General features: G+C 69.9%; 8 protein-coding genes and 2 pseudogenes. 6 read left to right on the plus strand and 4 right to left on the minus strand.

Annotated features, from left to right (window positions below; translation table 11 throughout):
• Nucleotides 1–106: 106 nt before the first annotated feature.
• Nucleotides 107–1,084, minus strand: a pseudogene (locus ACFJGU_RS06995) (DUF4062 domain-containing protein); the annotation flags it as partial.
• A gap of 107 nt (nucleotides 1,085–1,191) precedes the next feature.
• On the opposite strand from ACFJGU_RS06995, the gene ACFJGU_RS07000 reads away from it, so the two are divergent.
• From ACFJGU_RS07000 to ACFJGU_RS07025, 6 genes and pseudogenes are all read left to right on the plus strand, one after another.
• Nucleotides 1,192–2,256 (plus strand): alpha/beta hydrolase, encoded by a 1,065-nt coding sequence (locus tag ACFJGU_RS07000; protein ID WP_382308879.1) that lies wholly within the window; start codon nucleotides 1,192–1,194, stop codon nucleotides 2,254–2,256.
• Between the two features lie 9 nt (nucleotides 2,257–2,265).
• Nucleotides 2,266–3,330: a nucleoside hydrolase gene (locus tag ACFJGU_RS07005; protein ID WP_382308881.1), complete on the plus strand. Its 1,065-nt coding sequence runs from the start codon at nucleotides 2,266–2,268 to the stop codon at nucleotides 3,328–3,330.
• Nucleotides 3,327–4,397, plus strand: coding sequence for an MBL fold metallo-hydrolase (locus ACFJGU_RS07010; RefSeq protein WP_382308883.1), 1,071 nt, complete (start codon nucleotides 3,327–3,329; stop codon nucleotides 4,395–4,397). The genes ACFJGU_RS07005 and ACFJGU_RS07010 overlap by 4 nt, the downstream gene beginning before the upstream one ends.
• 63 nt (nucleotides 4,398–4,460) lie before the next feature.
• Nucleotides 4,461–5,108 (plus strand): dienelactone hydrolase family protein, encoded by a 648-nt coding sequence (locus ACFJGU_RS07015; protein ID WP_382308884.1) that lies wholly within the window; start codon nucleotides 4,461–4,463, stop codon nucleotides 5,106–5,108.
• Between the two features lie 27 nt (nucleotides 5,109–5,135).
• Complete coding sequence (locus ACFJGU_RS07020) at nucleotides 5,136–5,438, plus strand: DUF2470 domain-containing protein (RefSeq protein ID WP_382308885.1); 303 nt, start codon at nucleotides 5,136–5,138, stop codon at nucleotides 5,436–5,438.
• A gap of 110 nt (nucleotides 5,439–5,548) precedes the next feature.
• Nucleotides 5,549–6,203, plus strand: a pseudogene (locus tag ACFJGU_RS07025) (heme oxygenase (biliverdin-producing)).
• Between the two features lie 49 nt (nucleotides 6,204–6,252).
• Here the strand turns inward: ACFJGU_RS07025 and ACFJGU_RS07030 are convergent.
• The 3 genes from ACFJGU_RS07030 to ACFJGU_RS07040 are packed head-to-tail and all read right to left on the minus strand — an operon-like array spanning nucleotide 6,253 to nucleotide 12,543.
• Nucleotides 6,253–8,256: a YhgE/Pip domain-containing protein gene (locus ACFJGU_RS07030; protein WP_382308887.1), complete on the minus strand. Its 2,004-nt coding sequence runs from the start codon at nucleotides 8,254–8,256 to the stop codon at nucleotides 6,253–6,255.
• Nucleotides 8,257–8,260: 4 nt separating this feature from the next.
• Nucleotides 8,261–11,188 (minus strand): MMPL family transporter, encoded by a 2,928-nt coding sequence (locus tag ACFJGU_RS07035; protein ID WP_382308889.1) that lies wholly within the window; start codon nucleotides 11,186–11,188, stop codon nucleotides 8,261–8,263.
• A 56-nt stretch (nucleotides 11,189–11,244) separates the two neighbouring features.
• Nucleotides 11,245–12,543, minus strand: coding sequence for an ATP-dependent RecD-like DNA helicase (locus ACFJGU_RS07040; protein ID WP_382308890.1), 1,299 nt, complete (start codon nucleotides 12,541–12,543; stop codon nucleotides 11,245–11,247).
• Between the last annotated feature and the right edge of the window lie 52 nt (nucleotides 12,544–12,595).

Raw genomic sequence — 12,595 nt, forward strand, 5'->3', positions numbered from 1 at the left:
CGAGCGGTCCGACCTCGTAGCTGTGCTCGGCCGAGATGTGGAGCAGCGAGCGGCTCGTCACCAGGGCGACGACGCCGGGCGCATCCGCGAGCAGCCCCGCCAGGAGCGTCGCGGCGTCGAGCACCTGCTCGAAGTTGTCGAGCAGCAACAGGATGCGGCGCTCGCGCAGCGCCATCTCGAGCTTGCCGAGCAACGGAGAATCGCCGGTGTCCCGCACGCCGAGCGACTGGGCGATCGCGAGCGGGACGAGCGCGGGGTCGTGCACGGCCGAGAGGTCGACGAACGCGGTGCCGTCGGCGAACTCGGGCGCGAGCCTGTCGGCGACCTCGATGGCGAGCCGGCTCTTGCCGATCCCGCCGGGGCCGGTGAGTGTCACCAGCCGGGTGCCGGGGCGGTGCAGTATCGCCACGACGTCGTCCGCTTCCCGAGCCCGGCCGATCAGGGCGGTCACCTGTGCGGGGAGCGGCACGGATCGGGCCGGGGGAGGGGAGACAGGGGAGGGGGCATCCGGAGTCTCAGATCCCGCACCCGGGTCACCGGACGCCGACGGCCCGGCGAGCGGCCCGACGGCCGCCGTCAGCGGGAGCGCCGCCATCCCCCGGCTCTGGTCGAAGCGCTCCGCGAGCAGGGTCGCGAGGTCGGCGATGAGCAGCCGCCCGAGCTCGCGGGCGTCGGAGAAATACTTGAAGGAGGCGGTGTCGTCGTCGCGGACGCGATCGAGGAGAGCGTCGAGCCGAGCCTCGCGGGCCGGTGCCGGCTGCTTGATGTACATGAGCTTCGGCATCGACCAGGGGGTGAGCAGGTACTCGTCTTCGAGCCCCGAGACCTCCTCTTCCGGGGCGACCCAGCCGTAACGCTCCCAGTAGAGGCCCACGAAGACGTCGCTCTGCGCGAGGTAGGCCCGGTAGAGCTCGCGCGGCGGATGCGGGCGGGCGCCCAGCTCGAACATGACGGGCGCGAGCTGCAGCCGTTCGATCGCAGACCGCGCCGATCGCCGCTCGGGAGCGAGCTCCTTGAGCGTCGAGGAGACGAACACGCGCAACCGCTGGTCAGGGGTGCGGATGCGGGCTTCGGCCGGGCCCATGCTTGATTCTGGAGCGGACCGCGCGCCGTGTCCACCCCTCGCGCACACCCGGGTGCCTCTCGGGCCGCGCACAGGGGGCGTGCGGGCAGGGCTCGTAGGGTGTCGGCATGACCACGATCGCACCCGTGCGGCGCCGGTGGAGCTGGGCGTCGATCAAGAACGCCGGCTTCGTGCAGCGACTGCCCGTCTGGGTGTGGCGACTGCTCATGCACACGGTGAGCCGCAGCGAGCGCACCCGCTTCAACGTCGATCCGATCACCGCCGTCGACTACCGGCTCGACATCGACTTCGTGGGCGACGGCATCCGCGCGCACCGTCTCGACGTCATCAGCCCGCTGCCCGAGGCGGTCGACCGCACGCCCAGCGAGCCCGGCACACCCCTGCCCGTCTACGTGTACTTCCACGGCGGCGGCTGGACCTCGGGCGACAAGGCCGCCCTCACGAAGTACTGCGCGAGCCAGGCCGTCGGCGGCATGGTGGTGGTGAACGTCAACTACCGGCGCGCCACCCGTTTCACCATGGCGCACATGGTGCACGACGCCAACGCCGCGCTCGCCTGGGTGTCGGCCAACATCGCGGCCTACGGCGGCGACCCCGAACGCATCGTGCTCGGCGGCGACTCGGCCGGCGGGCAGCTCTCGGCCCTGCTGGTGGCCGCACATCTGCGCCCCGAACTCGCCGAGCATTACGCCATCGAGCCCGCCGCGCCCCGTGAACACCTCCGTGGGCTCGTGCAGCACTGCAGCGTGGTCGACTTCTCGGTGATGTTCGAGCGCGGTTTCATCCTCGGACTCGGATTCATCCGGATGCTCCTCCCCGGCGCGCTGAGGAAGACCCGCAGCCGGGGCGAGCTACGCCGAGCCGCCGACTACCTCTCGCCCATCGAGTGGCTCGACTCCTCGTTCCCCCCGGTTTTCGTGACGACCTCCGAGCGCGATTACTTCTACACGGCCAACCTCAACTTCATCGAACGCCTCCGCCGGCACGAGGTGCAGGTGGATGCGCTCATCTACGACCACGACAACGCGAACACCCTGCACACCTGGCAGCAGAACTTCCGCTACCCGGAATCGCAGGAGGTCTATCACCGGTTGCAGCGCTTCGTCCACGACGTGACCGGCACCGCAACCGCAGGCACTGCGCCCTCTGTTGCTGCTCCGACGGCGCGCTAGATTGAAGCGGTGACCCTTCCGGTTCTGCTCGACGTCGACACCGGCGTCGACGACGCTCTCGCCATCCTGTTCGCCGTCGCCCATCCCGACATCGAGTTGCTCGGCATCACCTGCGTCGCAGGGAACACCTCTCTCGAGAACGTCGTGGCCAACACGCTGCGGGTGCTCGATGTCGCTGACGCGCCGTCCGTTCCTGTGGCGGGAGGGGCGGTCCGCCCGCTGATCGAACCGGCACGCGCCTCGCACGTGCACGGCTCCGATGGTCTCGGCGAGGTGAGCAGGGACCCCGACTTCGCCCGTCCGCAGTCCGGTCGGAGGGCCGACCCGCGTCACGCCGTCGACCTGATCCGCGACATCCTGCTCACCGCCACCACACCGGTCACCATCGTCGCTCTCGCCCCGCAGACGAACCTCGCACTGCTGCTCCGCCAGCATCCGGAGCTCGCGCCACGGATCGAGCGCATCCTCTTCATGGGCGGATCGGCCGGTGTGGGCAACGCGACCCCCGTGGCCGAGTTCAACGTCTGGCACGACCCCGAGGCGGCCGCGATCGTGCTCGATTCGGGCGTCCCCACGTTCATGTACGGGCTCGACGTCTTCAACCAGGTGACCGTCGACCAGGCTGACGCCGACGCCCTCCTGCACGCGCCCCGCGCATCCGCCCGGCTCGCCGGCAGCCTGCTGCAGTTCCCGATGGGCGACGACCCGGATGCGCCCGACGGCTCGAGCGACCGCCCCCTCACCACCAACGGCGCCCCGTACACCGGCCACATCGGCGACGCCGGAGCCCTCTGCGCCCTCGTCGACCCCGGCGCGCTGCGGATCGAGCGGCGCCCGGTGCGCGTCGAGCTCGCCGGATTCGCCCGCGGCCAGACCATCGTCGATCGCCGCCAGCGCGTGGGCGAGGACGCGATCCACCCGGCGGGAGCCTCGGCTGGAGCAGCGGGGCCCGCCGCGGTCGGCGAAGGCAGCGCCGGCACCCTTCCGGGCCCCGCCCTCGTCGACGTCGCCCTCGACGTCGACCGCGCACGCTACGCCCGCCTCTTCCTCGACACGATCGCCCGCCTGCCGTGACGCGGGCGCTGAGCGACCTCGAGTACGCCGCCGAGACGAGCGGTGGCCCCACGCCCGCACCCGCCCGTGCGGGCGATGACGTGTGGGTGCTGCCGCAGCCCATGCCGAGCGACTACTCCCCGCACTATTCGCTCAGCTACCTGATGCGGGATGCGCGGGGCGGCCTCCACCTCGTCGACCCCGGTCTCGACAGCGACGCCAACCGTGAGCGTCTCGCCGCGCTCGTCTCCCAGATCGCCCGGGAGTCGCGCGCCACCGGCGGCTCGAACACACCGCCCGAGCTGGCCTCGATCACCGTCACCCACCTGCACCGCGACCACCTCGGCATGGCGGAGCGCCTGCGCCGCGAGACCGGCGTTCCGGTCGCTTTGCACCGCGACGAGCAGGCCTCGCTCGGCCGCCTGCTCGAGGCGGCGCCGCGGCACACCGAGATCCAGGCCGCGCGCGCCGAGGCGTGGGGTGTTCCGGCCGATCGGATGCCCGAACTCGCCGCGGCCGCCGATCGCGCCGCCAGCGGTGGGGCGGAGTCCGATTTCCGGGCCGACATGCTGCTCGACGACGGCGAGCTGCTCGCCATCCCAGGCCGGCGCCTCCGCGTGCTCCACACTCCGGGACACACGCCCGGGCACGTCTGTCTGCACGACCTCGACCGCGGCATCCTGTTCACCGGCGACCATCTGCTGCCGTCGATCTACCCGGGAATCGGCCTCGGCGGGCCTGCCGTCGACCCGATCGGCGACTACCTGCGGTCACTCGACCGGGTCGCCGCCCTCGACGCGCAGGCCACGGCGAACGACCCGGGTCCGGAATCCCCTGTCACCGAAGTCTTCCCCGGCCACGGTTACCGGTTCACCGGGCTCGCCGAGCGGTGCGCCATCACCCGCCGCCACCATCTCACCCGTTCGGCCGAGGTCGCCGCGGTGCTGGACGAGCATCCGCACGCCACGGTCTGGCAGATCGCGGAGCGCATCCACTGGACCGCGGGATGGCCGAACATGCGCGGTTTCTACCTCGCCTCCGCGCTCGCCCAGACCCAGATGCACGTCGACCACCTCGCCGCCGGCTGACGGCGCTCCGAGGACGGGCCGGCACCCGGCCGTGCGAGAATCGAGGCAACGACCGGAGGAGCCGTGGCCGAATTCGTCGACATCCCGTCACCGGGGTGGCCCCTGGAGTACGGCGAACCGGGCCGTCCCACCATCGTGCTCGTGCACGATTCCTACGGGCGGCTGCCCTACCTCGAGGCCTACGCGCGATCGCTCGCGAACCAGGGCTTCTTCGTCACCGTGCCCGACCTCTTCCACGGCGTGGCGACCGTCGAGCCCGAGGGTGCGACCGAGCTCGCCGCGCGCATCGACGACGGCTTCGCTTTGGCCACCCTCGACGACGCCGTCTCGCTGGGGCGCGGACACGGCGCCCCCCGCGTCGGCCTCATCGGCCTCGGGGTGGGCGGCCGGCTCGCGCTCCGGCTCGCCCAGAGCGGCGACGCGGATGCGGTGGTGGCCTACTACGCCGTGCTCGGCGACGAGGAGGCCGGCATCATCCCGTGCCCCGTGCTGATGCACCGCCCCGAGGGCACCGCGTGGGCGGGCGAGATCGACGTCGACGAGTTCGTCAGCCGCCTCAAGGAGCACGGAACGCCCGTCACGCAGTACACCTACTCGGCCACCTCCGACGGGTTCGCCAACGCCACGATGCTCGAGTTGCTCGACAAGAACGCGGCCGCCCTGGCCTTCGCGCGCTCGACCTACTTCCTCCAGGCCCAACTGCTCGACTGACGCCGTTCTCGGCTAGCGTGGGGAGTCGTGACCACTTTCTCTCCCGACATCATCGACGCGATCCTCCGCCACATGAACGGCGACCACACCGACGACAACCTCCTCATCGCCCGGGCCTTCGTCGATCCGGAGGCTTCCGCGAGCACCATGACCGGCTTCGACGGCGACGGCGGCGAGTGGGACGTGACCAGCGGTGGCGTGACGAGTCGGGCATCCGTCTCCTGGCCGAACGGGCCGATCTCCGAGCGCCCCGAGGTGCGGCGCGAGATCGTGGCGCTCTACGACGAGGCCTGCGCCGTGCTCGGCGTCGAGCCGCGTCCGCACGCCTGAGCGGGGTCCGCACCACGACGGGATCGGATGGATCTCGCACAAGTCCTGGAGATCTCGGGCCGGTGTTCCGCTAAAGTTAGGTAACACTAACTTCGTCGTGGAATGAGCGTATGTCTGCTGTAATCCCTTTCTCGCAAGCTCTTCGCGAGCGCACCTGGACCGGTCACAGCGACAGCGAGGGCGCCGGGTTCATGACCGATCTGATGAGCGGCAAGGGCACGCGCGACGACTACATCGCGCTGGTGGCGCAGCACTTCTTCATCTACGAGGCCCTCGAAGCGGCGGCCGAGCGGATGAAGAACGATCCTGTCGCCGCCGCCTTCATCTCCCCGAAGCTGACCCGCCTGCCCGCCATCGAGGAAGACCTCCGGTTCCTGATCGGGGAGGACTGGCGGGAGCAGATCACGCCGCTGCCCACGACCGCGCGCTACGTGCAGCGCATCGACGAGGTCGCCGCCACCTGGAACGGGGGCTTCATCGCCCACCACTACACGCGCTACCTCGGCGACCTGTCGGGCGGCCAGATCATCCGCACCCTGATGCAGCGCCAGTTCGGGTTCGAGACCAACGGCGTCGGCTTCTACCTCTTCGGCGACATCGCGAAGCCCAAGGAGTTCAAGGAGACCTACCGCGCCCCAGCTCGACGCCGTCGGCTGGGACGACGCGGAGCGCGACCGCGTCATCGACGAGGTCATGGTGGCCTACCGCTTCAACACCGAGCTCTTCCTCGACCTGGCCGACGCGAAGGCCGCGGCGGCGGCCTGACCCCCGCCCCGTCCCGCACTCCCGCGTTCTGAAGGCGGGCGCCTTCGAGTCAGGTCGCCGGCAGCGGGCGAGCCAGGGTGACGAGTTGCACCTGGCTCCGGGAGCGTCGCCGCGTCACGGCGATGAGACTGAGCGCGAGCCCGATGCCCGCGAACACGAGCAGCACGAGCGCCTCTTGGCCCACGACGGCGAGCGGACCGCCGCCGATCAGCGCTTGCATTCCCGTGATGGCATGCGACAGCGGGAGCAGACTCGAGAGGCCCGTGTAGAGCGGCGAACTCAATCCGTTCGGGATGATCACCGCCGCGGCCGCGATCTGCACCACCACCAACCCCAGCGAGAGCAAGCGACCCGCCTGCCCGAACAGCGCCACGAGTCCCTGGTGCAGGGTCACGAAGGCGAACGACATGAACAGGGAGAAGAGGATGCTCCCGGCCACGTGATCGGGCTGAGCGCCCACGAAGAACAGCACGAGGGCGACGATGGCGGCCTGGATGAGGCCCAGCACGACGGCCGGCCAGAGCGAGCCCACCACGACACGGAAGGTCGACGCGGTGGACGCGAGTCCGCGCCGCGTGAAGGGCGTGAGCATGAGGTAGATGGCGAAGGCGCCGATCCACAGGGCCATCGGCACCGCCACGGCGGCGATCGCGGCGGCGGGGCTCGGCAGCGCGGCGACGTCGGACTGCTCGGTCACGACCGGGTTCGCCACGACGGTGGAGATCGTGTCCTCCTGCGCGGTGGTGTAGGTGGGGATCTGGTCGGTCGCCTGCTGCAGACCTCCGGCCAGCTGGTGCATCCCGGATGCCAGTTGGGCACCGCCGGAGGTGAGGTCGGCCGATCCGGCGGAGAGCTGGTTGAGGCCTGTCGAGAGCCCGGCGGTGCCGGCGGCGAGCTGGTTCGCACCGGATGCCGCCTTGGAGATGCCGTCGGTGAGCTGCGGGATGTCCTCGGCGAACTGAGCAGCACCGGTGCTCACTTGGTTCGACGCCCCCTCCAGCGCCGTCACGCCGAGGGCGTCGAGCCCGAGGCCGAGTGTGACGCCGAATGAGCGGACCCTGATGCCGGCCGCGTCGAGTTCGAGCTGGTCGAGGCGACTCACGATTTCCTCGGTCGGCAGGCCGGCACGGACATCGGTGCGCAGGGCAGCGATCGAGGACTCGAGGTCTTTCTGCGACTTGTCGATGCCGTAGGAGGTGACCGTCTCATCCGCCAGACGCCCCTTCAGGAAGGTGATTCCCGAGGAAACGCCGGCCGTGCCCTCTGCCAGGAGATTCGCGTAGGTCGGCAGATCCGTCGTCGCCGCTGTGATCTCGTTGAGCCCGCCCGCGAGCGCCTGCGCGCCCGTGTTGAGCTCGGCACCACCCGTGGCGGCTTGCGACAGCCCGGTCGAGAGCTGCCCCGCCCCGGTGGTGAGCTTGTCGGCCCCGCCCGCGAGTTGGTCGGCGGCCGACGCCGCCTGCCCGATCGAGCCGTTCAGGGTGGTGAACGCACCGAGCGTCGTGGTGACGAACTGCTTCGTCGCCTGCGTCGAGAGTGCCGCCTGCAGGTTCGTGGAGAGCGCGCTCGCCAGCATCTCGGTGACGTAGCTGTTGGCGCCATTGGTCTGCACCTGCAGCTCCGCCTGGACGGGGTCGCTTCCGGAGATCGACACGTACGACGACGAGAAGTTCGAGGGGATCGTCACGACCGCCGCGTACTGGCCGGACTTCAATCCCGCTTCCGCGGTGGACGCATCCGTCACGTTCCACGTGAAACCCTGCCCGGAGGTGCCGGAGGTCAATTCACTCACCAGCAGCTTGCCGGCGAGCACCGGCGTGGTGGTGCCGTCGCTCTGCGGCACGTCGACCTTCACGTCCTGGTTCACGACGGCGGCCGGCAGGGCCGGACCGGTGGGGGAGGCGGTCGACTGGGTGGGCGAGACCAGCGCGGTGACCGCCACACCCGCGATCAGGAGCGGGGTCAGCACGGCGAGCGCGATGGCCACCCGCCGGGCGACGGGGGACAAGGAACCGGTGTCGCCGCGGCGCACCAGCGAAGTCAGGCTCGGCATGCGGTCACCTCTTCTCTGGGGTCGGGGAGGGGGTCTGGTTCTGGGGCGGGTCTTCGTCGTCGGCGACGACCGGGCCGGAGACGGATGCGGAGGCATCCGCGACCCCCGCAGCAGGCACGAGCTCGGCGAGCTCGGGAACGGGCTCGGGCACGAGCGGCGCGGGCTTCAGCTCGACCACCACGACGGGCCGCGCGCCCGCTTCGAGCCGCGCGCCGTGATGCGCGACCACGAGCGTGGTGCCGAGCGGCAGGGCCGCGTGCACGATACCGAGCGCGTGCTGCAGGTGGGCGGTGGGGATGCCGGTGCCGTCGATCGCCACGAGCCGCGCCTTCGAGACCGCGGCGAGCGACACCTGGTAGATCCATTCCGCGGCGGCGGCGGTGCCCCACAGGTCATCGAGCTCCTCACCGAGGTCGCGTCGCAACCGCTCGAGCACGCTGAGGGCCCCGGGCGGCAGCGAGAGCCGCATCGCGGGGGCGTCCACATCCACCGGGCGCTCCACCAGCACCGAGTGGCGGCGCAATGCGGAGGCTTGGAACGGAAGCGCTTCGTCGAGCACCCGGAGATGGCCGGAGAGCACGCGCTGACGTCCCGCGATGGCGGCCACCACGGCCTCCGGATGCGTCGACGACGCCCCCGAGACCACCACGAGGTCGCCCGGCTCGGCCCTCAGCGCGAAGGGCGCCGAGTCGGCCCCTTCGACCATGGCGTGCTCGGCCGCCACGGCGAACGGATGCTCGCCCTCGTCGAGCGGTCGCCACGCGGTGGCGTCGAGCATCTCGCGCACACCCTCGCCTTCCAGGTCGACGTTCGGCAGGATGCGACGCAGCGGTGCCGGCAGGGCCCAGGCGGTCCGGCCGAGCAGCATCATGAGCGCCGGGATGAAGGTCATGCGTACCAGGAACGCGTCGATGAAGACACCGGCCGCGAGCCCGAGTGCGATCGGCTGCAGCACCGCGCTGCCGCCGGGCACGAAGGAGGCGAAGACGGCGAACATTATGCAGGCTGCGGCCGTCACCACGCGGGCGGCGCCGATGAAGCCGTGCCGCACCGCGGTGTGCGGGTCGGCGCCCTTCACGTGCTCCTCGCGCATCCGCGACACCAAAAAGACCTGGTAGTCCATCGCCAGACCGAACAGCACGGCCATCAACAGGATGGGGAAGAAGCTGATCACCGGCCCCACCTTCGCCACCCCGAACAGGTCGGCGAGCCAGCCCCACTCGAACACGGCGGTGACGATGCCGAACGACGCGCCCACCGAGAGCAGGTAGCCGATGGTGGCCGAGATCGGCACGGCGAGCGACCGGAACACGATGGTGAGCAGGATGATGCAGAGCCCCACCACCACGATCGCGAACGGGAGCAGAGCGTCGGCGAGCCTCGCCGAGACGTCGATGCCGAGCGCCGTGGTGCCGGTGACCTGGTAGGTGAATCCGTTGGTCTGTTCGAAGGCGGGCGCCATGTCACGGATCGTGGTGACGAGCTCCTGGGTGGCCACGTCGTCAGGACCGCTGTCGGGGATGATCGACACGATCGCCATGTCGGCCGTGGTGTTCGGGATGGCCTGGCTCACCGAGTCGACATCCTTGAGCCCCACGAACTGCCCGTGCAGCGCGTCGAGGGCACCCGAGATGTCGAGGGTCTTCGAGATGTCGGCCGTCACGAGCAGCGGCCCGTTGAATCCCGGCCCGAAGCCCTCGGCCAGCAGGTCGTAGCCCTCCCGTGACTGCGATCCCGGCGGGTCGTAGCCCGCGTCGGGCAGGGTGAGCCGCATCGAGCCGGCCGGGATGGCCACGATCGCCAGTCCGACCACCACCACTCCCACCGTGATGATCGGCTTCGCGGTGATGAGCTTCACCCAGCGCGCGCCCATCGTGCGGTGCGTGCCTTCGGCCGCGAGTTCGCGGCGGGCGGCCCGGGACGTGGGTTTCGGCGTCATCCGCTTGCCCAGCAGACCCATGATGGCGGGCAGCAGGGTGAGGGCCACGATCACGGCGATGACCACCGAGATCGCCGCGCCCAATCCCATGACGGTGAGGAACGGGATCTGCACCACGGAAAGACCGAGGAGCGCGATGATCACTGTGAGCGCGGCGAACACCACAGCGCTGCCCGCGGTCGAGACGGCGATGGCCGCCGACTCCTTCGGATCGAGGCCGCGGATGAGCTGGGCCCGATGTCGCGACACGATGAACAGGGCGTAGTCGATCCCGACGGCGAGCCCGAGCATCGTCGCCAGCAGGGGAGCGGTGGACGAGATGTCGACGAACCCGGAGGCGATCGTGATGGTCGTGGTGGTGATGGCGACGCCCATGACGGCGGTGATCAACGGCATCCCGGCGGCCAGCAGCGAACCGAAGGTGATGAGCAGCACGATGAACGCCACCACGAGGCCGATCACCTCGGTGTAGTCGATGCCCTCGGCCGGGGGGTCGGCCACGTTCGAGTAGGCCACGGTGACGCCGTCGACCGCCGCTTCGGAACCGATCGCCACGACGTCGGCGTCGTCGTCGGGGGTCAGCGAGGTGGTGGGCACGTCGTACTGGATGGTGGTGAACGCCATCGTGCCGTCGTCGGAGATCTGGCCGTTCGCGTTCTGATCCCACGGATCGGTCACGCCGCTGACGTGGTCGAGGCTCGCCAATTTCGTCGCGTTGTCGACGATATCGCTCTGATGGTCGCTGATCTGCCCGCCCGTCGGGGCGACGTAGATGACCTTGGCCGAGCCGCCCGAAGCCTGGGGGAAGCGCTGATCGAGCATGTCGATCGCCTGCTGCGACTCGGTGCCCGGGATCTCGAACGAGGTCGAGAGCGTTCCGCCCAACAGCTGGGCTCCCCCGACGAAAAGGCCGAGGATCACCACCCAGCCCACGATGACGGCGATACTTCGTCTCGCCGCGAACCGTCCGATGCGATAGAGCAACGTTGCCATGTGAGTAGTGCCCTCTCCTGCTCCTCTGGCAAGAGTAGTGGCTCACGCCGTCCGGGTCAGGCCCCCTGAGCCGCCCCCTTACTGGGGTCTGTGGCTCTTCTCCGCATGAAATTCAACACGTTCTGGTCGACGATGATGTCGCTCGGCCGCAGCGGACGGGTGAGGTAGAGGCCCTCGAGCGAGGTCAGCCGACTGAGCGCGACATAGGTCTGCCCGGGACTGAACACCCGGGCGCCGAGATCGACCACGGCCTCGTCGTAGGTCTGGCCCTGCGACTTGTGGATGGTGACCGCCCAGGCCAGGCGCAGCGGGAACTGCGTGAACTCGCCGATCACCTCCTTGGAGAGCTGCTTCGACTCGGGCGCGTAGGAGTAGCGGTACTTCTCCCACGCCACCGGGTCGACCTCGTGCACCGTGCCGTCGACCTCCACCCACACCGTCGAGTCGATCTTCGTGACCGTGCCGACCGTGCCGTTCACCCAGCGCTGGTCGGCATCGTTGCGGAGGAACATCACCTGCGCGCCCACCTTAAGCTCGAGATTCACGTCGGCCGGGTAGGTGCGGCCTCCGAAGTCGCCCGAGATCTCGGCCTTCGCGCTGAGCACGCGCCCCGGCAGCTTGCCGAGCGCGGTCTGGTTGATGCGGTTCACCGCGTCGTTGCGGGTGGCGAGGGTGATCGCGGTGTCGGGGGCGGGGGTTCTCGCACCCGCGCCGTTCAGGGCATCCGCGATCTCCTTCGTGACCATGCCGAACCGAACGGCGTTGAGCATGTACTTGAAGTCGTCGTCGTGCTGGCGGTGGATCTCGGTGAGCTCCACGATCTCGAGGTCGGTCTCCTCCCACACCTTCGCGTCGAAGAACCACATCGAGCGATAGTGGTCGGCGAAGTAGGCGCGCTCGTCGCCGTCGCCGGGCACGGGCGCCAGCTGGTACGGATCGCCGAAGAGCACCACCTGCACCCCGCCGAAGGCCTCGAGCGGGCGCTGCCGGGCCTGGCGGAGGGAGCGGTCCATCGCATCCATCAGGTCGGCGTTCACCATCGACACCTCGTCGATCACCAGGGTGTCGATGGTGTTGAGGAGCTTCCGCACATCGCCGTTCTGCTCGATCGTGTGATCGGCGATCACGCCGATCGGCAGCCGGAAGAGGGAATGGATGGTCTGCCCGCCCACGTTCAGCGCGGCGACTCCCGTGGGCGCCGAGATGACGAGCTGCTTCTCGGTGTTCCAGGAGAGGTGATTGAGCAGGGTCGACTTGCCGGTGCCGGCCCGGCCGGTGACGAAGACGTGCTTGCGGGTGCCCTCGATCAGCTCGAACACCCGCTGCTGCTCGGCAGAGAGGGTGGGCCTGGTCATCCGTCCAATCTACCCGCCCGGCGGGCCGCGAAACTGAGCCCGCCTAAACTGT

This window comes from Herbiconiux sp. UC225_62, from assembly GCF_042694625.1.
GTDB lineage: Bacteria > Actinomycetota > Actinomycetes > Actinomycetales > Microbacteriaceae > Herbiconiux.

Bases quoted from the DNA above. Each gene is read 5' to 3' on its own strand.
- ACFJGU_RS07000 (WP_382308879.1), top strand. From the start codon at position 1,192: ATGACCACGATCGCACCCGTGCGGCGCCGGTGGAGCTGGGCGTCGATC.
- ACFJGU_RS07030 (WP_382308887.1), bottom strand. From the start codon at position 8,256: ATGCCGAGCCTGACTTCGCTGGTGCGCCGCGGCGACACCGGTTCCTTG.
- ACFJGU_RS07035 (WP_382308889.1), bottom strand. From the start codon at position 11,188: ATGGCAACGTTGCTCTATCGCATCGGACGGTTCGCGGCGAGACGAAGT.
- ACFJGU_RS07040 (WP_382308890.1), bottom strand. From the start codon at position 12,543: ATGACCAGGCCCACCCTCTCTGCCGAGCAGCAGCGGGTGTTCGAGCTG.